This window comes from Lactobacillus sp. 23-2, from assembly GCF_044902225.1.
Lineage (GTDB): Bacteria > Bacillota > Bacilli > Lactobacillales > Lactobacillaceae > Lactobacillus > Lactobacillus absianus.
The window spans coordinates 1-21229 of sequence record NZ_JAOQBX010000001.1 but is presented as its reverse complement, the minus strand read 5'-3'; the positions used below and the strand labels follow the sequence as shown (position 1 = coordinate 21229).

The window sequence follows — 21229 nt, the reverse complement described above, 5'->3', positions numbered from 1 at the left end:
GTCAAATGTTTAAAAAGGTTTTAGTCGCCAATCGCGGCGAAGCAGCCGTACGGATTATCCGTACCCTGAAAGAAATGAATATCAAGGCGGTGGCCATCTATTCAACCGCCGATCGCGAAAGCCTGCACGTCCAGCTGGCCGACGAAGCCGTCTGCGTGGGCGGTCCCCGGCCCAAGGACTCCTACCTGAATATCAGGAACATCATCGCGGCCGCTGCCGGCACGGGGGCGGAAGCCATTCACCCCGGCTACGGCTTTTTGTCAGAGAGTGCTGAATTTGCCCAGGTGTGCGCGGACTGCGGGATCAAATTTATCGGTCCTAGCGCCAAGACCATTGACCAGATGGGCAACAAGGAGCACGCCCGGCAGTTGATGATCAAGCATCAGGTGCCAGTCACTCCAGGCAGCCGCAGCATGCTCAAAGATGCCGCGCAAGCCTGCCGGATTGCTGACCAAGTCGGCTACCCGGTTCTGCTCAAAGCCGCTGCCGGCGGCGGGGGCAAGGGGATCCGCCTAGTTCAAGAGCCCAGCCAGATGGCTGAAGCCCTGCAGGTCGCCAAGAATGAGGCCAAGATGGACTTTGGCTGCGACGACATGTATCTGGAAAAGGTATTGACCGGGGTCAAGCACATCGAAGTCCAGGTCATCTGTGATGATTTTGGCCACTGCGTCTACTTCCCGGAAAGAGACTGCAGCCTGCAGCGCAACAAGCAGAAGGTCATCGAAGAGAGTCCTTGTGAGCTGTTGACTGATGAAGAGCGGGCAAAGCTTGGCCAAATTGCCATTAAGGCAGCCAAGGCCGCTGACTACCGGAATACCGGGACCATTGAATTCCTGATGGATCAAGAGCACAAGTTCTACTTCATGGAAATGAACACCCGCCTGCAGGTTGAGCACACCGTTACGGAAATGGTGACGGGCGTGGACCTGGTCAAGGCCCAGATCTTGGTGGCGGCTGGGGAAGAGCTGCCCTTTGCCCAGGCTGACCTGGCCTTCCGGGGGCACGCGATCGAGTGCCGCATCAACGCGGAAAACCCCGCCAAGGGCTTCATGCCATCGACGGGCAAGATCGACTATCTTTTCTTGCCGGTCGGCAACCCAGGGATGCGGCTGGACTCGGCCCTCTACCAGGGGATGGTGGTGTCGCCGTTCTATGACTCCATGCTGGCCAAGATCGTGGCCATTGGCACAAGCCGCCAGGAGGCCATCGCGCGGATGGAGCGCCTGCTTAAGGAACTGGTCATCCGCGGCATTGCGACCAACCAGTCCTTCCACTTGGCGATTCTGGCGGATCCGGTATTTAAAAAGGAAACTTTTGACAATACTTACTTGGAAAAGGTATTTTTGCCAAGCTGGAAAAAAGGCTTGCAAAAAGCCGCAGATAAAGAGGAGGCGGAAAGCGCGTGAGGCTGTTCAAGAAACGCAATACTTTGTCCGAGCACCGGGTCAAGGCCAGCCGGCGGGGGGACGACTTGATCCCGGCTGGGATCTTGAAGCGCTGTCCCAAGTGCCATGAGGAGATTTTTGCCAGCCGCTTGGACAAGTATCTGACCTGCCCGAACTGTGACTACGGCTTCCGCATCCCCGCTAAGAAGCGCTTGGCCTGGCTGACGGACGATTCGCGGGAATGGTTTGCCGACATGAAGCCAGCTGACCCCCTGCACTTCCCCGATTATGATGCCAAAATTTCCAAGGGCCAGCAGGCAACTGGCCTAAATGAAGCCGTTTGGACGGGGCAGGCCAGCTTTGCCGGCGAGCAGGCGGCTTTGGCAATCATGGACCCATATTTCATCATGGGCTCCTTAGGGCAAACCACTGGCGAGAAGCTGGCCAGAATGATTGAACGGGCAACAGAGCTGAAGCTGGCGGTCGTCATCTTTACGGCCAGCGGCGGGGCCCGCATGCAAGAGGGGATCTATTCCTTGATGCAGATGGCCAAGGTGACCAATGCCCTGGCCTTGCACAAGCAGGCCGGGCTCGTGTCGATCGTGGTCTTGACTGACCCAACCACCGGCGGGGTCACGGCCAGTTTTGCCAGCGAGGGGGTCATTACTCTGGCTGAGCCCCATGCCATGGTGGCCTTTGCCGGCCGCCGGGTGATCGAGCAGACGATCCACGAGCAGCTGCCGGCAGATGCCCAGGACGCGGAAACGGTCCTGAAGCACGGCTTTATTGACCACATCGTATTGCGCCAGGAGGAAAAAGCGACTATCGCCTGGCTGCTGAAGAATGGAGGGCAAAGACATGACTAAGGCAATTGAGATCGTCAAGGCGGCCCGGGCCAGCGACAAGCTGTCCGGCCACCTGATCAGAAGCCAGCTCTTTCCTGACTTCTTTGAGCTGCACGGTGACGGGGCGGGAAGCGATGACCCGGCGATCGTGGCGGGGCTGGCGACTTTTCATGGCCAGCCGGTCACGGTCGTGACCACCAGTCGCGGGCACAATCTGGAAGAGCGCCTGGCCAAGCACTTTGGCCAGCCTCAGCCAGGGGGCTACCGCAAGGCCGCCCGCGTGGTCAAGGAAGCCGCCCACTTCCAGAGGCCGGTCTTCATGTTTGTCGACACGGCCGGAGCCTTTCCTGGCAAGGAGGCCGAATATGCCGGCCAGGGGCAGGCGATTGCCCAGTGCCTCTTGGAAATTGGCCAGGCAAAGACGCCGATCATCAGCGTGATCTACGGGGAAGGCGGCTCTGGCGGGGCCTTGGCCTTGGCCTGCGGGGATGAGGTCTGGATGCTAAAGCATTCCATGTACTCGGTCTTGTCGCCGGAGGGCTTCGCGGCCATCCTATGGAAGGACGCCGCCAAGGCACCGGAAGCGGCTGAGCTTTTGGGCTTGACCCCAGAGCGCCTGTTGGCTGGCCAGGTGATTGAAGGAATCGTTCCTTACCAAGCCGACCGGCTGATGCAGTGCCAGGAAATCGACCAAGTGCTGGCCAGGGAGCTGGCCAAATTGCAGCAACTGACGCCAGCTGAATTGCTGAAGCGCCGCTATGAACGTTACAGAAAGTTTTAGGTGAAGCAGATGTCAGGAATTTTACAGGGAAAAAAGATTATCGTCATGGGCGTGGCCAACAGCCGCTCCATTGCCTGGGGCTGTGCTCGGCAAATCATGGCCCAAGGCGGGGAAGTAATCTATACCTACCAAAATGAGCGCATGAAGAAGAGCCTGGTCCGGATGGACTTGCCAGAAGACCACTTGTTTGAGTGCGATGCCGCCGATGATGCCAGCATCGAGCGCGCCTTCAGCGGGATCAAAGCCCGCTTTGGCCAAGCGGCTGGTCTGGTTCACGCCATTGCCTTCGCGCCAAAAAATGAGCTGGAAGGGTCGATCTTGAATTCAACCCGTGACGGCTACCTGACGGCCCAAAGCATTTCAAGCTACTCCTTGATTGCCGTTGCCAAGGCGGCGGTTTCCCTGGACTTGCTGAGCCGGCCAGCCAGCATCGTGACCTTGACCTTTATGGGGTCAACCCGGGCCATCGTCAACTACAATACGATGGGGATTGCCAAGGCGGCCCTGGAAAGCAGCGTCCGCTACCTGGCCCGGGACCTGGGAACCAATGGAATCCGCGTCAACGCCATTTCCGCCGGGGCCATGAAGACCTTGGCGGTCACGGGCATTGGCGACCACAAGCAGCTGCTGGAGCAGTCAAAGAACCGGACGGTCGACGGAGTCAACGTGACTCTGGATGAATTGGGCAATACTTGTGCCTTTTTGACCAGTGACCTGGCTACAGGCTTGACCGGGGACGTGATCTACGTCGACAAGGTCGTGCATCTGTCATAGGCGCCCTGAGATGGAGATTGAATATTACGCGGAGCTGCCTTCAACCCAAGACAAGGTCAAGGAAATACTGGCCAGGCCACGGGCTAAGACGCCCTTTGCCGTCTGCGCCTTGCGGCAGACGGCGGGTTATGGCAAGCAGGGCCGCCAGTTCTATTCGCCCGCTGCCGGCTTGTACTTGACGCTTGCCTTGCCGGTACCGGAGGCGGCCAATCTGGGTCTGGTCACCCTGGCGGTGGGCTGTGAGCTGGCAGAATGGCTCAACCGCCGCTATCAGCAGCAGATCCGCCTGAAGTGGGTCAATGACCTTTATCTGGACGGAAAGAAGCTTGGGGGCATTTTGACCGAGCGCCGGGGGGACTGGCTGCTGGTCGGTTTCGGCTTGAATTTTGGCACCGCGGCCTTTCCCGCAGAATTGGCACCAAATGCCGCCAGCCTGCTGCCGGGCGCAAAGCTTGACCAGGACTTGGTCCAAGGCGCCTGCCGGGCAATCGAAAAAGCCGCGGTTTCGGCGAAAAACAGGGCTTTTCTTGACCGCTACCGGCGGCTTTGCTTTTTGCCGGGCCGGCAGATCAGAGTCAAGTTAGGCCACGGGGAGCTGCAAGGGCAGTGCCTGGACATCGACGACCAGGGCCGACTCCTCCTTAACACGCCCGCGGGCGTCAAGGCCGTGGCCAGCGGCGAAGTTACGAAGGTAGACTTTTGATCTTATCGAAAAAAAGAGGCAATTTTGCCTCTTTTTTACTTTTCTGGGACTTCTGTAAAGAAAATTGAAAAAAGTTGCGAAAAAAGCTTTACTTTCTGAAAGATCTCCGGTAATATAATAAACGTGATCGGGAACGAATCACTAAACAAAAAGAAAGCCCACTTGGCGGAATTGGCAGACGCGCAGCGTTCAGGTCGCTGTTCTGGCAACAGAGTGAAGGTTCGACTCCTTTAGTGGGCATCAGAGTACGAACGAAGCAGGTCTTTGACCTGCTTTTTTCTTTTCAGGATTAATCTTTACAAAGGTACTTTTCGGGAACCAGTTTTCGAAAAAATTGCTTCAGTAGGGCACTTTTGAGCTTCAGCAGCTCTCTGCTGTGATAAAAAAGGCTTCCAGAAGTTTTTTCACTTCTAGAAGCCTTTTTTATTTCCAGCCTCTTTATGACTCTTGATGCTTTATTCCAAGCCGCTTTGCTGCTTGCTGAGCAGCTTGCCGTTTTGGAAGGTGACGTAGAGGCTTGGCCGGCCTTCGCCTTTGAGGCCACTGGTATAGATCCAGAGGATGGTGACCTTGTTGCCATAATCAGATTCTGAGTAGCCGTTGGGCTGGCCCAACAGGGTCTTGACTGCGGCCTGGCTTTGGCCCTTTTTCAGCTTTTGGTAGTCTTTCAGGGTGATGTCCTTTTGCCGGTTCACTTTGAAGCCACTGATCTGCTTGACCAGGGCCACGCCTTTGGCAAATTCAACCGTCAGGTTGGAGCCAGCCGTTCCGCCAGCCACGCCTTGCCAGGTGTAGACCTTGACTTTGAGGCCGTTGTTGCTGCTTTTGGAAATCGCGTCCGCCTTGCGTCCCAGGAGCCGGTTGACGTCCTGGAGGGTGCTGCCGGTCTTTTCCACGACCTTGATCTTTTGGTAATTTTGGTAGTTGATCCGGTTGCTGGTCTGGGTGACCACGTTGGAGCTGGCCAGGGAACTGGCCGCCTTGTTGACGTCCGTGTGCTTGCCAGCGCTTTTTTTGGAGCAGCCAGTCAAGGCTGCCGCGGCCAGGATGGCCGCTAAAATCTTAATGCTTTTCTTCATGTTCTTGCTGCTTGTCGCTTTCTTTTTTGAAAAATAAAGGCTAATCTTCCTTTAAGACTTCGCCGTAGACTTGAACCTGGCCGTCTTCGTCTTCTTGGTAGACGCCCTGGATTTCCGGGTCAAAGCCCGGGAACTTGTGGGCGCAGCCGATCAGGATCTTGAAGTAGTCAATATCGCCCTTTTGCCACTTTTCCCCAGGTGCCACGACGAAGACGCCTGGCGGGTAAGGAAGGGCACCTTCAAGGGCGGTGCGGCCCTCCAAGTCATCCAGCTTGACCAATTCGGATCTTGACTCATTAAAGGCCAGGTCCGCCTGGCTTGGCAGCATTTGGTAGTCCTGGAAGCTTGGCTTTAAGAAGAGCTCTTGCTGGTACTTGAAGATCTGGCTTTGCTTGTAGTATTCATGAATTTCCTGGCAGAGCTGGTCCAAAGTGTAGCCTTGGTAGCGGTCCGCGTGCTGGCGGTAAAGGCGTGGCATGACTTCGCTGAGGGGAGCATGATTTTCATATGCCTTTTCAAAGTCAAGCAGGGCGTCCAGGATGGTCCGCATGTCCGCTTCGCTTTCGCCTGGCGTGAGCAGGTAGAGGGTGGAGTAGGAGTCGGACTTTTCCGGAATGATCCCGCGCTCATGGAGGAATTCTTCCACGACTGAGCCCGGGATCCCTTGGTCGGTGAATTCCTCATGCTCCAGGTCGATCCCCGGATTCATGACCGTGACTTTTTCCGGACTGATTAGGGCTTCGCCGTCAGCGATTTTTCTAAAGCCGTGCCAAGCGTCATCTGGGTGCAGCTGCCAGGCTTCAGGATCATTGGCCAAAACTTCGGTTGGGACCTCTTCCCACTTTTGCCCGTGGAAATACTTGGGAATGAGCGGCTTAAACAGCTTGCTCTCCTTCAGCAAGGCCTTGCGGAACTCAATTCCCAGGCGGGTGGTCTCATCCCACCAGGACCGGCAGGCCGGGCTGGCCGCCATGGCCGCGTTGACGACCAGTGAGGCATAGAGCGGATAAGAATATGAGGTCGTCACGTACTTAAGGTAGGCATGGTTGAAGTGCTTGTGGTCGACGTAGCGGGCCTGGCCCTTGATGTGACGGTCTTTTTTCAAGATTTGGGAGACCTGGGTCATCCCCGCCTGCTGCTTGTGGATGGACTGGGTGACCAGGATGCCGGGATCATCCGGTCCATATTCCTGGGCCAAAGGGGAGGTGCCGTCAAGGACTTTGACGAACTGCTCATAGCCACCCCAGGCACAGTCAAAGAGAATGTAGTCGCAGAGCTTGCCAAGCTTCTTGAGCAGGAGGCGGGCATCATAGAAGATCCCGTCATAGGTTTCCAGCTGCAGGACGGCCATTCTGAAGGGCCGCTTGGCTTGAGCCCGTGCCGGGTCGACCTTGGCGATTTCCTGGCGGATCCGGTCTTCATCCAAAGCTTCCTTAGTCAAGGGACCGATCAGCCCATCGGCATTACGGTCGGTTGGCAGGTAGACCGGCTTGGCCCCGGTCATGATTAAGGCACTGTTGTAAAGGGACTTGTGGTTGTTGCGGTCAAACAGGACCAAGTCGCCCTGCTTCAGGAGGGCTTGGGCACAGATGGTGTTGGAACTGGTGGTCCCGTTGGTGCAGAAGTAGACCTTGTCGGCGTTGAAGGCCTTGGCTGCCTGCTTTTGGGCAGTCAGGGGCGTGCCTTCATGGGTCATCATGTCGCCCAGTTCCGGCAGGGTGTCAGAGACGTCAAACTTGAAGAAGTTGTCGCCCAGGAAGTTGTACAAGGCCGCTCCAGCTGGATGACGCTGGTAAAAGTGTCCGTTGTGGTGGCCCGGCGTGGCCAGCATCAGGGCATCCCGCTGGGCAAAGTCGATCAGGTCGGTCAAAAATGGCGGCAAGACCTGATCCGCGTAGCTTTTGGCCTTGGCGGCGATTTCAGCGGCAACGGCCTTTTGGTCAGCTTCAGGGTCGATGACGATTAAAGGCAGGGGTAATTGCAGCTGCTTTTCAAAGAGGTGCCACATGCCCTCAGCCCGGCTGTCGCCGCGCTTGATGACGACCGCGGCCAAGTCCGCCGGGTTCATGTTTTCCGTGAGTTCCTTAAATGGCCAGCCGTAGGGGATAAAGTGCTTGACTTCAGCGCGGCCAGCGATGGCTAAATAGTGCATAATCTCTAAACCTTTCTATCAGCATGTTCTTGTTTCTTTATAAATTCTAGCTCATGTTGGCAAATATTCATATCTCTTGTGATAATTATTAAGATTTTAACGCTTTTTAACAAATCGGAAATTTCCCTTTGCCTTGAAGCGCTTTACGCGGCTATACTGGAAACATTGCTTTTAGAAAGCAAAGAAGAAATAGCAAGCGGGATTGCGCGGAAAGGGGATGCCTGTGTCTTATCAAAAGAACGACCCTCCGCTGGTGATTGGGAGAAAACGAAATGCTTAATCACTAAAGAGGTAATAAATTGATCGAAGAAAAAAAGCATAAAAACTATATGAGCTGGCTGACCCTGGCCATGCTGGACTACGTGACCATCATCGGGTTTGAAGACATCTTCTTCCCCTTCCAGAACCAAGGACTGTCAGTCGTAATTTCCTGGCTGTTCCTGCTGGCGACCTACATCATTCCTTACGAAATGATCGTAACCCAGCTGGGCTTGACTTTTAAGGAAAATGAGGCCGGCGGTCTGGCCTCCTGGATTCGCCGGGGGACCGGCTCTGACGCCTTGGGCTACGCGACCAGTTGGATGTACTGGGCCCAGACCATTCCATATTTGGTTGACGTTTCCAACTCAGTCATCGTGGCCATCTCCTGGCTGATCCTGGGCAACAACACCTTGAGCCAGCACATGTCGACCTTTACTTTCGGCCTGCTGACCTTCGTGATCATCCTGCTCTTCCTGGTCTTTGAAAATTCCTACCGGAAGGCCCTGGACATCATGTCCTTGATCGGCGGGATCGCCATGTTCAGCATGTCTTTCATCTTTGTCCTGCTGGTTGCCTGGGCTTTAACCCACGGTGCCCACATGGCCACGCCTTTGACCTGGTCAAACCTGAAGCCTTCCTTTAGCCTGCACTACTTCTCAACGACCGGTCTGCTGATCTTTGCCATGTCCGGGGCGGAACTGGCCGCGCCGTACGTTTCCCGCCTGAAGCACCCAGTCCGCGACTTCCCTAAGTCAATGTGGGCCCTGGTCTTCATGACGGCCTTTATGACCATCTTCCAGACTTTGGGCCTGGCTGCCTTGTTTGACACCCACAACATTCCAAAGGACTTCAAGATGAACGGGTCCTACTATGCCTTCCAGATCCTGGGCCGGGAAGCCGGCATGGGCAACACCCTGATGTACGTCTTCGCTGCCGTCCAGCTCTTCTTCATGCTGGCTCAGCTGGCAGCCTTGGTTGACGCGGCCAGCCGGGTCTTCGCGTCCGACACGGCCAGTGAGTACATGCCGAAGTGGATCTTGAAGAAGAACAAGTCCGGCCGTCCGGTTCACAGCTACATGCTGACGGCGGGCATTGCCTTGTTCCTGCTGCTTTTGTCAGGGACTTTGCCAGAAATCAACGATATCTTCAACTGGCTGCTGAACTTAAACGGGATCGTTTCCCCATACAAGACTTCCGTAGTCTTCATTGCCTTCCTGGCCATCCGCTACCAGCAGGACAAGTTCAAGTCAGACTTTGTCTTTATCAAGAACAAGAAGGGGGCCCTGGCTGTCGGCTGGTGGTGCTTCCTGTTCACTTTTGCCTGCGCGACGATGGGCTTCTTGCCGCAAGAAGCGCAATTTGGCACCCAAGCCTGGACCAACCAGCTGTGGATGAACATCTTCTCCGTGCTGGTCTTGTTCGGGACTGGCTTCCTGTTGCCATGGCTGCGCAAGCTTGAAATGAAGCGCGAAGCTGCCGCAGAAGTCTTGTCTGACTAAGCCAAGGCGCAAATTCAAAATCAGCAAAAAAGGCGATCCGTCTGTTGACGGACCGCCTTTTTGCATGCCTGAAATTGCGTGAGTGCCTTTAAGCGTTAAAGACGTACTTGTCCATGCGCTCGAAGGCTTTTTTGATTTGACTGTGCGGGGAGGCCAGGTTGACGCGCAGGCTGCTGGCATCTTGAAAGAGGCGGCCGTCCTGCCAGCCGATCCCGTAGTCCCAGCCCTTCTTCAAAAGTTCTTGCTGGCTCAGGCCGCGCTCTTGCAGCCACTTTGAGCAGTCAAGGAAGAGCATGTAGGTGCCTTCGGCCTTGAAGGCCGTTACGCCGGCAAATTTGTGGTCGATATAGTCGCAGGCCAGGTTGACGTTGGCAGACAGGACCGGCAACAATTGCCCCAGCCAGTTGCTGCCTTCTGGTGAATAAGCGCCAATCAGGGCATGCTCTGAGAAGACGTTCATGGAATTGTAGATCGTTTTGGCGCCGATGGCCTCGACCCGTTCTCTGATTGGCTGATTGTAGATGACGTGGTAGCTGCCGATGAGCCCGGCCAGGTTGAAGGTCTTGGATGGCGCGTAGAAGGCCAAGACATGGTCATGAGCCCAGGCGCTGACTGATTGGGCTGGGGTATACTGGTGTCCGTTCAGCAGCAGGTCCGACCAAATCTCATCAGAAATCACCCAGACGTGGTTGCGCTCATAAACCGCCATGGCTTGGGCAATTTCCTCCTTGGTCCAGACGCGCCCGCACGGATTGTGGGGGTTGCAGAAGACGGCCACGTGAATGTGGTTCTCCTGAATTTTCCGCTCCATGTCCTCATAGTCCATCCGCCAAGTGCCGGCGGCATCTCTTTTCAGAGGACTGTGGACGATGCGGAAGCCGTTGTCTTCAAGAGCGTGGGTGAAGCCCATGTAGGTTGGCGAGTGCAGCAGGACCGGGTCGCCGGCTGAAGCGAAGACTTTCAAGGCAGAAACGACGCCCCCAAGAACGCCATTTTCATAGCCAATGTCTTCTTTCTTAAGGTCCGCGACTCCCTTATGCTCCTTGTGCCAGTTGATGATGGCGTCAAAGTACTCATCGCTGGGCAAAAAGTAGCCAAAGGCCGGATGCTTGGCCCGCGCGATAATTGCATCTTGGATCGACGAAGCGGTTGGAAAGTTCATGTCGGCCACCCACATTGGAATGGTGTCAAAGCCTTCCTTGGCCTTGTCCGGGGCGAAGCCGCCCATGCCAATCGCGTCGACTGCCAGGGCGTCATGGCCGCGGCGGTCCAGGAGGGTCTCAAAATCGTATTTTTTCATCTTGTTTACCTCGGTAATCTGAATTAGTACTTGGTTTAATAGTACCTTTTTTGGCTGGTCTTGTCCCGACACGCGTCTTGGCAATTTTTTTGCTATATGAGAAAGAAAATTAAGCTATGTCAATTTTTTTATTAAAAAAATTCTTTGAAAGCCAGGAGAAAATTTGTTGCTTATAATGAAATTATCTTGAAAAGCGCTTACATCTGTGCTAAAAATATTATTAAAGAACTAAGTTTCAGGAAAATAGGGAGAGAATCAAAATGAACAAGGATACCGCAGAAAAAGCCCTGCCGGTAGTTTGCCTGGTAGGCTTGGGCTATGTGGGGATGCCCCTGGCCCTTGAATTTGCCAAGCAGCTGCCAGTGATCGGCTTTGACATCAACCAGCAGAAGATTGCCAACTATCAAAAAGGGGTGGACCCAACTGGGGAAGTGGGCTCAGCCCGCCTTAAGGCCAGCAAGGTCCATTTTACCAGCGATGAGCGGGAGATCAGCAAGGGCGACTTCGTGATCGTGGCCGTGCCGACCCCGGTCTACCAGGACCACATACCCGATTTGCGCCCGCTTCAGTCAGCCAGTGAGATCATTGGCCGCAATCTCAAGCCTGGCGCCATCGTGGTCTATGAATCCACCGTTTCGCCAGGCATTACTGAGAACGTCTGCGCGCCCATCCTGGAGAAAAACAGTGGGCTCAAGTGCGGCAGCGGCTTTAAGGTCGGCTATTCGCCTGAGCGGATCAATCCTGGCGATCCGGTCCACAAGGTCGCGTCCATCAAAAAGGTCGTTTCCGGCATGGACGAGGATTCTTTGATGAAGATCAAGGGCTTGTATGACCTGATCATCAAAGCGGGGACCTATCCGGTTTCTTCAATTAAAGTAGCTGAGGCGATCAAAGTCACTGAAAACAGTCAAAGAGACGTCAATATTGCCTTTATCAACGAAATGGCGGTAATTTTTGAAAAATTGGGCATCAGCACCAAAGAAGTGGTCGATGGGATGAATACCAAGTGGAATGCCCTCGGCTTTCAGCCTGGGCTAGTCGGCGGCCACTGCATTGGCGTTGATCCTTACTACATTATTGAAGAGGCGGAAGGCTTGGGCTACCATCCCCGGGTCTTGACGGCGACGCGGCAGGTCAACAACCAGGTGGCAGCGTTCGTCGGCGGATGCGTGATCAAGCGCCTGGCCTTGCTGGGCAAGCGGCTCAAGGGGTGCAAGGTGGCGGTTTTGGGCATCACCTTCAAAGAAGACTGCCCGGACATCCGCAACAGCAAGGTGGTTGACATTATTCGCAAGCTGCAGGACTACGGCATCGTGGTCGAAGCAACCGACCCCTGGGCTGACCCGGCCTTGGTTAAGCGGGTTTATGGCCTTGACTTGAAGCCTCTGGCTGAAATTCGGGATGCCGACTGCCTCCTGGTGGCCGTCGCCCACCAGCAATACAAGGACCTGTCAATGGCCGAGCTTGACCAGCACTTCAAGGATATCCCTGAAAAAGAGAAGCTGCTGATCGACGTCAAGAGCATCTATGACCCAGCCTTGGTTAAGCAGGCCGGCTTTTCTTACTGGTCTTTGTAAGATTTTGCAAGCGAGGGGATGAGAAAAATGAAGGAGCAAGGAAAAAAGAGTTCAGCCCAAAAACAAGACCACAAGCGCTACCTGCTCCGGCACGGCGAAAAGACCAGCACCGGCATGGGCGTCTTGATCCTGGTGATCGCGGCAGCCATTTGCCTCTTGGGCTGGACCGCCTACCGGGGCGTGCAGATTGCCAGGCTCAGCCGCAAGATCGACGTTCATGTCGATGGAACGACCAGTCTGAAAAAGCAGCCGGTCTCTGGCAAGCTGCTGGCTAAATACGGCAAGAGCGCGCCCAGCGACTTGATCACCAGCAAGCAGGCGACCAAGACTGTCAAAGTTTCCCTGGTATTTGCCGGCATCAATGAAGATGAGGAAATCGATGAGCACATCCTCCGCCTGCTCAAGCAGTACCGGATTCAGGCGACTTTTGCCGTTCCCGCGGCCCATGCCCGGGAAAACGACGTCCTGCTCAGGGAAATTGCCAAAAATGGGCAAAGGGTGATCGGCAATGGGATTACCGGCAAGGAAAATCTTGGCGCCATGCCGCTGAAAAAAGCCCTCTCCACCCTGCAATTGGCCAAGCAAACCTTGGAGTCAGAGAGCGGGCGAAAAATCAGCAAAAACTACCTGATGGGGACCAGCTGGGATTCCAGCCTCTTGCAGGCCGCCAAAGCAACCGGCTTTGACCAGGTGGTGGTTCCGGATGAAAGCGACCTGATCGACAGCAAAACCTTCACCAGCCAGCAGGAAGCTCAAAACTACGTCAAGCACCTTGATGGCCACCGGATCGTGGTCGTCAAGCTGGATGGCCTGGCTGACAAGACCCATCAAGAGCCGGCAATCGTGGCCGCGACGCCGGCTTTGGACAAGCAGGCCGATCTGCGCGACCAGGCTGCTAGGAAGCGCAAGAAAGAAGTGGAGATCGACCAGGTCACCAAGTGGCTCTTGGCTGCCTTGGCCAAGCAGAAGATTGCCAATGTTAAGCTGGATGATTTAGGCGTGGAAAAATCCGCGTCCTACATCAAGGCCATGCTGGCTGATCCAAGCCAAGAAGCCGTGATCTACCGCTATTCTTTGACCAATAAAAAGCAGCTGGCTCTCTTGGTCAAGGGAGTCGATACGACCAGTGAATACGAGGCCGTTAAGCATGAATTGACGGCCCACCAGGCCAGCGCTTCTTTCGTCGTCAACGGCACCACGCCCAGCCAGCTGGTCAAGCGAATGACTGCTGACGGCTATGGAATTGAAACTGGCGGCTTAGCCGACAAGGCCAGCTTGACCATTGCCGGGGCATATCAAAACATCGAAAAGGGCAAGGAAGCCCTGACGAAGAATGGCTATCAGCCTGCCGCCTATGTCATGCACCAGGGCGACAATGAGACCGCTGTCAAGCGCTCCTGCTGGCAGGTCAGCCTGATCCCGGTCCAGGCCCAAAATCCTGCCAAACTTAGCCGGGGAGCCTACTACCTGTACCAAGCGGACCAGACCAAGGAGATTGGCGAGCTGTTGGCCAAGGCGGACAAAGGCAAGTACAAAGTGGTCAAGTTCAGCACCATCTTAAAGGACTCAGGCACGATTCCCCAGCTGTCACGGTCGAAGATCGCCCAGCTGAAAAAGCAAAATCAAGGCCGGCAGGCTGACTTCTTGAAGTACGTGCCAACTACTGAACAAGCGGTGGCCTTTACTTTCGGCAACCTGTCCAATCAGGCCGTTGACTTGGACGTGGCCCAGCGCTTGAACAAGCGGGGCTACCAAGGCACCTTTTTTGCCAGCTTTGATGAGCTGCGGACCGCTGGGCCGGCAATTAGCCAATTGCGGCAGCAAGGCCATGAAATTGGCTTGGTCTATGCTCCAAACAACCAGTACAAGGCCGACTTTACCGGGACCTGCGAATATCTGCATGATTCCTTGGCCTACTGCAAGTGGCGCTATGACGATCAGCCTAAGCTGGTCTACCTGACCGGCAAAAATGCCAAGAAGGCCGTTCTGCAGGCCATCCATGCCTATGGGATGCAAGCGGTCGGGGCAACGCGGTCGATGATTGCCAGCAAGACCGCGGCAACTGACCAAAGCAGTCTGGGAAAAGCCGCGCGGAAAGTTGCCAAGGTCCGCTTCAGCCGCGGGAGCCTGGACTACTTCAACTTGGGCTATTACCGGCATGACCAGGGGAGCCGGGCGGGGCAGAAGACCATCATGGGCGACATGGTGATGGCCATGATCCGCGAGCACCTGGATTCAATTGCTTACAAGGCTCACGGCTCCAAAGTCACGGCGCCAAAAAGCCGCTATCAAATCAAGACGGTCAGCCACTTGCTGGCTTCGCCTTTGGTCTACCGGCTTAATCCGCCAAAGCAGGACAAAGTCACGATGAACAAGGACTTTTTGGCCAATCTGAAATCGCCGGCTGAACGCTTTGGCTATCTGAAGCGGCACTACGTGGGCTCGAATTTCGTGGTCAGCCGCAAGAAGCTGCCCGGCTTTAATGACTCTGAAATTGCCCAGCTTAACAAAATTGGCCGGCTGACCGACAAGAAAGTCCTGTTTTTGACTTTTGACGACTGGGGAAGCGACAACTCGATCAACAAGATCCTGTATGTTTTAAAGAAGCACCACGTCAAGGCAACCTTCTTCGTTTTGACCCAGAACGTCCAGTACAACCCGAATCTGTTGCGGGCAATCGCGCGGGACGGGCATGAAATTGCCAGCCACTCCAATTCGCACGATCAGCTGGCCGTTGCCAACCAAAAGCATACGGCCTACCGCAATCTGACCAAGGCTGAGCGGCTAAAGCTGCGCAAGGACCTGGTCAAGTCCTATGAGAAATTGAACAAGTACGTCGGCGACGTCAAGGTTGCCGGCAAGCCGGCTTTGCAGCTGGACTTCCGGCCGCCGACCCTGGAAGTCAGCAAGGCCGGTCTGTTCGAAGCCTTCGACGTGGGCTTTCGCTACGTCATTTCCGGCAACGTCTCAACTGATGACTATGCCCGCAAAGACTATGACAAGTACGTCAAGGAGATGCGTTATGGCTCACCGAAATCCGCAGGTGATTTCAACGTTGCAAGCGGAAGCGTGATTGTTATGCACAGCTTGGAGAATGCCTATCTGACGCCGCAGATGCTCGACAAGATGATTCCAATCTGGAAGAAGGAGGGCTACAAGTTCGCGCGCGTTGACGAATATACCGGCGACTTCTCCGGCAGGGTGATGGGAGGCAGATAAAAATGACAGGGAAAGAATTTAAAGTCAATGGCGAAGTTCTCCTTGATGAGAAAAAGGACCGCCGCCTTTTGCCCAACGTTCCTGATCCAAGCCACCAGCGCTCCAAAATGGACCGGCGCGGGGACATTACCGCAGACGAGAACCTTTCATCGGTGATGAGCGACTACCGGCTGGGGATCCGCTACGTGAGCGACTTTAAGGTCAAATTGAGCGCCCGCCATCACGCGCATCCGGTTAAGGCTGCCGGAACCTGCGCGGACATCTCTGATACGGGGATGCTGATCAAGTTCAAGGACCAGGATGACTATGAGAAATTTAAGGACGCGGAAGAGCTGCGCCTGAAGTTCAAGGTGCCGGCTGGCGCCATGCCGGAAGGCCATGAGATGCGCTTTCGGACTTCTGCCAAGCTTGTCCGCTTTGACGATGCCCAGCAGGCAATCGGGGTCCAGTTTTCTGCCAATCTGGCCAGCTACATGAAGCGGCACAAGGACCGCTTTATCTTGGTTGGCGCTTCCTGGTGCCTGGCATTAGTCGCCTTTTGCGTCGTCTTGATGCGGGCTGAGTCAGTGATCTACTACAAGTACAATGCCATTTTGTATACCTACTCGCTGATCGCGGCCGCCTTCTTGCTGACGCGCTACCTGTTCGGCGCTCTTTACAAGCCAGTCCCGGTCAACCCCGACTTTACCCCGTCGGTGACGATCATTATTCCCTGCTTTAACGAAGAGACCTGGATTCAGACGACCATCTTGTCCTGTCTGGACCAGTACTACCCAGTCGACAAGCTGAAAGTGATCGTCGTTGATGACTGCTCGACTGACCGTTCAGTCGAAAAAATCGAGGAATTGTACCAAAAGCTGCTCAAAAGCGAAGATGAGCGCTACCGGATCAAAGACCGCTTCAAGTACTTCGTTCAGGAAAAGAATGCCGGCAAGCGCGATGCCCTGGTCCGGGGGGTGGAGAATACCGACACTGACCTGGTCATGTTCGTTGACTCTGACTCCTTCTTGGAGCCGGATGCCGTGGTCAACCTGGTTCAGCCTTTCCAAGACCCGAAGATGGGCGGCTGCGCTGGCCGCTGCGACGTGGCCAACACTTACACCAATGCCTTGACAGAGATGCAGTCAGTCCGCTACTACATTGCCTTCCGGATCATGAAGGCAGCCGAAGGAATTTTTGATGCGGTGACCTGCTTAAGCGGGCCTTTGTCCTGCTACCGGCGGGACCTGGTGCTCAAGTACAAGGATGACTGGATCAACCAGCGCTTTTTGGGGCATAAGGCCACTTTTGGCGATGACCGCTCCATGACCAATTTCATCCTCAGCCACAACCGCTGCGGCTACCAGGACACGGCCGTCTGTTCAACCATCGTGCCGCGCAAGCATAAGGTTTTCTTAAAGCAGCAGATGCGCTGGAAGCGGTCATGGCTGCGCGAGTCGCTGCGGGCTGGTCTTTTTATGTGGCGCAAGGAGCCATACGCGGCGATCAACTTCTATATTGGCCTGATCGTGCCGATGCTGGCGCCGGTCGTCGTGGTTTACAACCTGATGTGGGTGCCGCTGACCCAGCACATTTTCCCAACGACTTTCCTGGTTGGGTTAATGCTGATGAGCCTGATGATGACTTTTGCCCAGCTCTTGCTGAGAAAGAGCAGCACCTGGGCCTTTGGCTTCCTCTTCTGCCTCTACTATGAAGTCGTGCTGTTGTGGCAGATGCCGATTGCCTGGTTCACCTTCTGGAAGTCAACCTGGGGCACGCGGATGACGCCAAGCGACGTCAAGGAAAAAGCCAAGAAAGAGGCCAAGAAAGAGGCTAAAGCAGGCAAAATATCCATGAAAGGAGGGGAGAGCAATGGCTGAAGACAAGCAGGAAAAGCGCGCTTCTGCTTTGGCAAAAAAGCGGCCGCTTTTTCAAACAAAGAAGGACGTGGTCAAATTCGTTCGCGGCATTCTTGAATTAGTCAGCATTATCGTGATTGCCTATGTTGCCATTCACTCCCTTTTCGTCATGAAGAGCTACCAGCATTACGATGAAAATGATCCAAAGATCATGTCGACCCGCAAGAATGACCATGGTTTCGTGGCCTTGTCCTATTTTGGGGTGGACCGCCAGGGGACGGACAGCTTGATCGCCATCAAGCGCCTTGATGAGGAATTGTCCGACCTCAAGCGTCTGGGCTACGTGACGGTCAGCCAGAAAGATCTTGAGGATTACTACTATCATGACCAGCCTCTGCCTAAGAAAGCCGTCTTTATCATGTTTGAAGATGGGCGCAAGGATACGCTGCTGTTTACGGAAAAGCTGCTGGAAAAAATGAACTACCAGGCCAGTATTTTGACTTACGGGGAAAAGTTCAAGAATAATGACCAGAAATTCGTCTCGCCCAAAGACTTGCAGAATTTGAAAAAGCAGGGCTTCTGGGAACTGGGGACCAATGGCTACCGCCTCTCCTACATCAATGCCTATGACCGCTACGGCCGCTTCCTAGGCGAGCTAGATTCGCGGGAATTTGTCGAGATCAACCAGTTCATCGGCAGAAACTACAACCACTACCTGATGGACTACATTCGCGACAAGAACCACATTCCCGTGGAGAGCACGCGGGAGATGGACAAGCGCCTGAGCAAAGACTACCAGCTGATGAAGCAGGTCTATGGCCAGCGGGTTGGCCAGCTGCCTGATCTGTATTGCCTGATGCACTCCAACACCAGCCGCTACGGGAACAATGCCAATGTTTCCGCGGTCAACGCCCGCAATTTAGAGGGCATGTTCAAGCTGAACGTCAATCGGGAGGGCTATTCCTGGAACAGCCGCAAGTCATCGCCTTATGACCTGACCCGGCTTGAGCCGCAGGCCTGGTGGTACAGGAACCACCTCCTGATGCGGATCAGGGATGACTTGCCGAAAAAAGACAAGGGCAATATCAAGTTCGTCAAGGGCAACAAGCGGAAATTCAACCAATGGAAACTGGTCAAAGGAGCGGCGGAATTCAAGAATGACTTGGTTGCCGTAACCTCAGAGTCTGAATCAAATGGCTTGATTACCCTAAAAAATAAGCAGTTCCGGGACTTTCACCTGCAGTGCGAGCTCTTGGGCAATAAGATCGGCCAGCAGACCATCTACCTGCGCACCCAGGGGACCGCGACCAAGAAAAAGGACTACACAGGCTACCTGGCGGTGTCCGTTGAAAACAACGTCTTGTACGTCCGCCAGAAGACGGCTGGACACGTCAGGACCCTGGTCAAGCAGGACATGTTCAAGCTCCATGATGACCATCCGGTTTCAATTCCCCAGGACAAGCAGGCTGCCCTGACGGCTGAGCTGAAAGTCCGGGCAAAATTTGCCAGAAACAATACCACTGCCGGCCTTTACCGGCTCAAAGCTGCTAAAGCAGCCCGCAAGAAGCCCAAAACGGTCAAGCAGGGGGCTAAAGAGTACGTGCCGACCATTCAGATTCAGGATCCAGGCGACGTGAAGCTGGACCTGACCGTGGCCGGCGACCGGCTGGACTTGAAAGTCGATGGCATCCGCGTGGCCAAGCAGGTCAAATTGGCCGGCCAGCCAGCGGGCGGCTTGGCTCTAGAGAGCATTTTTGGCGGCTTCGGGGCCAGTCAGCGCAATATTGCCGATGACGTTTACGATGGCGTCTTCAAGAACTTGGTCGTCACTTCGCCGGATGATCAGCGGACCTACTATGATGAGCGCTTGCATGGCTGGGACTTGTTCAAGGACAAGTGGAATAATTTCTGGAACGCGGTCATCAATTGGTTTATTGTCAATTTGTAGGAGGCAAAGATGAATCACCCACTCAAAAGCCTGGCTCTAGTCGTTTGTCTCGCCTTGCTTAGCGGGGGATGCGGGCAAAAGGCAGAGCAGGGCAAGCCGCGCCAAAAAACGGACTTAAGTCAGGACCAGCAGATCAGTGCCTTGCTCAAGGGAAAGCGCCAGCTGTACCTGTGGTCAGTCTACTGGGACAATGAGTCCAGTCTGACCAGCGTCTATCAGCACGCGGGAAAGATTGCCGCGTTAGGCGATTTTGCGGCGAGCTACACGAAAAAGAACCGGCTCTTTTTGCCAGCTGCCAGCCAGGAATTGGCGAAAAGAGTCCGCCAATCTTCGGTGGCTAAGCTGCCTGTCTATTTGACTGTGGTCAATGACCGGCCAAACGATCTAAAAAGCCTGGAGCTTCTGCAAAGCCTGCTAGAAACGCCAGAGTCTAGAAAGCAGGCCGCGCAGGAAATCGTCTCGCTGGCCAAAAGTCAGCATTTTTCCGGAGTTGAGCTGGATTTTGAAAAAATCCGCGACGACCTGTCCTTGTGGCGGAAGTTTATTTCCTTTGAGGAGGAGCTGCAGACGCGATGCCAAAAGAGCGGCTTGCAGCTGCGGGTAGTCTTGGAGAGCTCAACGCCCAAGGCAGTCAAGCTTCCAAAAGGACCAGACTATGTCGTGATGTGCTACAACCTGCACTATAGCGGGACCAAGCCTGGTCCAAAGGCTGACAAGGCATTCTTGAAGCAGGTGGCCAGAAAATTCAAGCAGCTGCCTAGCGTCTCCTACGCTTTGGCCAATGGCGGCTTTGACTTTAAGGGCAAGAGCGCGGCGGCTTTAACAAGCAGCCAAGTCGCGGCCCTGCTTGACCAGAAGAAAGCCATTCCCAAGCGGGATGCTGAAAGTGGGGCAATGCACTTTAAGTATGGCCTGCATGAAGTGTGGTATGCCGATAGTACGACCTTGGCTGAATGGGCCAAGACACTGGATCAGGCTTCCGGCCGCCAAGTTGCGATCAGCCTCTGGCGGATTGAATAAGCAGGCATCAAGTCAAAAAGAAAAATAAAAGCAAGAAACCGTTAAGTTCAGCACATGTTGGCTTAACGGTTTTCGCATTCTGTCAGGAAAAAGTCAAAAAAATCAGCAAATAAACAAAAACTTTGTAAAAAGTTTTTGCTGAAAAAAGAGCGGAACGCGAACTATTGAAGCAGTCTGCAGGCGGTAAGCGGAAATTAGCAGGCAGATAATCCGGAGCGGAAAATCTAATTTGTTACAACACGTCCCCGTGTTCACCATGTAAAACGAATGAAAAAGTAAATTTGACGAAAAAGCAAAATGCAGGTAAAGTATTATTTGTTCCCGCGGGAAAGCCGAAGCGCTTTCCTAAGGAAACGAAATCTTAAAAAAAAGTTGTTGACAAAGATTCATCATCTTGCTAAGATATAAAACGTTGCGTCGCCGAAAGGCAAGCAACAAGTTGGTACTTTGAAAACTGAACAAAGTTTCGCAGTGTGCGGGTTCAATATTTGAATCCAAACAAATAAGCGAAGTCAATTCGCAAGCAATAATCTGGAGCAGATTAAAAAGAGCTCATTTTCAAAATGAGAGTTTGATCCTGGCTCAGGACGAACGCTGGCGGCGTGCCTAATACATGCAAGTCGAGCGAGCTGAATTCAAAGATCCCTTCGGGGTGATTTGTTGGACGCGAGCGGCGGATGGGTGAGTAACACGTGGGCAACCTGCCCTAAAGACTGGGATACCACTTGGAAACAGGTGCTAATACCGGATAACAACAGAAGCTGCATGGCTTTTGTTTGAAAGGCGGCTTTAAGCTGTCACTTTAGGATGGGCCCGCGGTGCATTAGCTAGTTGGTGGGGTAACGGCC

Annotated in this window: 14 protein-coding genes, 1 tRNA gene and 1 rRNA gene; 13 read left to right on the top strand and 3 right to left on the bottom strand. The window is 54.4% G+C overall.

Annotation, left to right across the window (positions count from 1 at the left end):
- Positions 1 to 5: 5 nt before the first annotated feature.
- From accC to OCH80_RS00055, 6 genes are all read left to right on the top strand, one after another.
- On the top strand, positions 6 to 1406 hold the full coding sequence (gene accC / locus OCH80_RS00080) for an acetyl-CoA carboxylase biotin carboxylase subunit (RefSeq protein ID WP_404536934.1): 1401 nt from the start codon (positions 6 to 8) through the stop codon (positions 1404 to 1406).
- Positions 1403 to 2251: an acetyl-CoA carboxylase carboxyltransferase subunit beta gene (locus OCH80_RS00075; protein WP_404536932.1), complete on the top strand. Its 849-nt coding sequence runs from the start codon at positions 1403 to 1405 to the stop codon at positions 2249 to 2251. The genes accC and OCH80_RS00075 overlap by 4 nt, the downstream gene beginning before the upstream one ends.
- Positions 2244 to 3011, top strand: coding sequence for a carboxyltransferase subunit alpha (gene accA, locus OCH80_RS00070; protein ID WP_404536930.1), 768 nt, complete (start codon positions 2244 to 2246; stop codon positions 3009 to 3011). The genes OCH80_RS00075 and accA overlap by 8 nt, the downstream gene beginning before the upstream one ends.
- 9 nt (positions 3012 to 3020) lie before the next feature.
- Entirely contained in the window at positions 3021 to 3785 is a 765-nt protein-coding gene (gene fabI / locus OCH80_RS00065) for an enoyl-ACP reductase FabI (RefSeq protein ID WP_404536927.1), read from the top strand.
- A 10-nt stretch (positions 3786 to 3795) separates the two neighbouring features.
- On the top strand, positions 3796 to 4488 hold the full coding sequence (locus tag OCH80_RS00060; protein WP_404536925.1) for a biotin--[acetyl-CoA-carboxylase] ligase: 693 nt from the start codon (positions 3796 to 3798) through the stop codon (positions 4486 to 4488).
- A gap of 156 nt (positions 4489 to 4644) precedes the next feature.
- Positions 4645 to 4728 (top strand) — tRNA-Leu (locus OCH80_RS00055).
- 215 nt (positions 4729 to 4943) lie between these two features.
- Here the strand turns inward: OCH80_RS00055 and OCH80_RS00050 are convergent.
- Positions 4944 to 5567, bottom strand: coding sequence for a DUF3862 domain-containing protein (locus OCH80_RS00050; RefSeq protein WP_404536922.1), 624 nt, complete (start codon positions 5565 to 5567; stop codon positions 4944 to 4946).
- Between the two features lie 40 nt (positions 5568 to 5607).
- On the bottom strand, positions 5608 to 7719 hold the full coding sequence (locus OCH80_RS00045; protein WP_404536919.1) for a putative ornithine decarboxylase: 2112 nt from the start codon (positions 7717 to 7719) through the stop codon (positions 5608 to 5610).
- A gap of 299 nt (positions 7720 to 8018) precedes the next feature.
- Here OCH80_RS00045 and OCH80_RS00040 point away from each other — a divergent pair, with 299 nt between their 5' ends.
- On the top strand, positions 8019 to 9479 hold the full coding sequence (locus tag OCH80_RS00040) for an APC family permease (protein ID WP_404536916.1): 1461 nt from the start codon (positions 8019 to 8021) through the stop codon (positions 9477 to 9479).
- A gap of 88 nt (positions 9480 to 9567) precedes the next feature.
- Here OCH80_RS00040 and OCH80_RS00035 read toward each other — a convergent pair whose 3' ends face one another.
- A complete protein-coding gene (locus OCH80_RS00035; RefSeq protein ID WP_404536913.1) occupies positions 9568 to 10779 on the bottom strand; it encodes a MalY/PatB family protein in 1212 nt (403 codons plus the stop codon).
- A 260-nt stretch (positions 10780 to 11039) separates the two neighbouring features.
- Here OCH80_RS00035 and OCH80_RS00030 point away from each other — a divergent pair, with 260 nt between their 5' ends.
- The 6 genes from OCH80_RS00030 to OCH80_RS00005 all read left to right on the top strand — a co-directional run.
- Positions 11040 to 12356, top strand: coding sequence for a nucleotide sugar dehydrogenase (locus tag OCH80_RS00030; RefSeq protein WP_404536910.1), 1317 nt, complete (start codon positions 11040 to 11042; stop codon positions 12354 to 12356).
- Between the two features lie 27 nt (positions 12357 to 12383).
- Positions 12384 to 15575: a polysaccharide deacetylase family protein gene (locus tag OCH80_RS00025; RefSeq protein ID WP_404536908.1), complete on the top strand. Its 3192-nt coding sequence runs from the start codon at positions 12384 to 12386 to the stop codon at positions 15573 to 15575.
- 2 nt (positions 15576 to 15577) lie between these two features.
- Entirely contained in the window at positions 15578 to 17434 is a 1857-nt protein-coding gene (locus tag OCH80_RS00020) for a glycosyltransferase (protein WP_404536906.1), read from the top strand.
- Positions 17427 to 19361, top strand: coding sequence for a hypothetical protein (locus OCH80_RS00015; RefSeq protein ID WP_404536904.1), 1935 nt, complete (start codon positions 17427 to 17429; stop codon positions 19359 to 19361). The genes OCH80_RS00020 and OCH80_RS00015 overlap by 8 nt, the downstream gene beginning before the upstream one ends.
- A 9-nt stretch (positions 19362 to 19370) precedes the next feature.
- On the top strand, positions 19371 to 20381 hold the full coding sequence (locus OCH80_RS00010) for a hypothetical protein (RefSeq protein WP_404536902.1): 1011 nt from the start codon (positions 19371 to 19373) through the stop codon (positions 20379 to 20381).
- A 559-nt stretch (positions 20382 to 20940) separates the two neighbouring features.
- A 16S ribosomal RNA gene (locus tag OCH80_RS00005) occupies positions 20941 to 21229 on the top strand; the annotation flags it as partial.

Bases quoted from the DNA above. Each gene is read 5' to 3' on its own strand.
- accC (WP_404536934.1), top strand. From the start codon at position 6: ATGTTTAAAAAGGTTTTAGTCGCCAATCGCGGCGAAGCAGCCGTACGG.
- accA (WP_404536930.1), top strand. From the start codon at position 2,244: ATGACTAAGGCAATTGAGATCGTCAAGGCGGCCCGGGCCAGCGACAAG.
- fabI (WP_404536927.1), top strand. From the start codon at position 3,021: ATGTCAGGAATTTTACAGGGAAAAAAGATTATCGTCATGGGCGTGGCC.
- OCH80_RS00060 (WP_404536925.1), top strand. From the start codon at position 3,796: ATGGAGATTGAATATTACGCGGAGCTGCCTTCAACCCAAGACAAGGTC.
- OCH80_RS00050 (WP_404536922.1), bottom strand. From the start codon at position 5,567: ATGAAGAAAAGCATTAAGATTTTAGCGGCCATCCTGGCCGCGGCAGCC.
- OCH80_RS00045 (WP_404536919.1), bottom strand. From the start codon at position 7,719: ATGCACTATTTAGCCATCGCTGGCCGCGCTGAAGTCAAGCACTTTATC.
- OCH80_RS00035 (WP_404536913.1), bottom strand. From the start codon at position 10,779: ATGAAAAAATACGATTTTGAGACCCTCCTGGACCGCCGCGGCCATGAC.
- OCH80_RS00030 (WP_404536910.1), top strand. From the start codon at position 11,040: ATGAACAAGGATACCGCAGAAAAAGCCCTGCCGGTAGTTTGCCTGGTA.
- OCH80_RS00025 (WP_404536908.1), top strand. From the start codon at position 12,384: ATGAAGGAGCAAGGAAAAAAGAGTTCAGCCCAAAAACAAGACCACAAG.
- OCH80_RS00020 (WP_404536906.1), top strand. From the start codon at position 15,578: ATGACAGGGAAAGAATTTAAAGTCAATGGCGAAGTTCTCCTTGATGAG.
- OCH80_RS00015 (WP_404536904.1), top strand. From the start codon at position 17,427: ATGGCTGAAGACAAGCAGGAAAAGCGCGCTTCTGCTTTGGCAAAAAAG.
- OCH80_RS00010 (WP_404536902.1), top strand. From the start codon at position 19,371: ATGAATCACCCACTCAAAAGCCTGGCTCTAGTCGTTTGTCTCGCCTTG.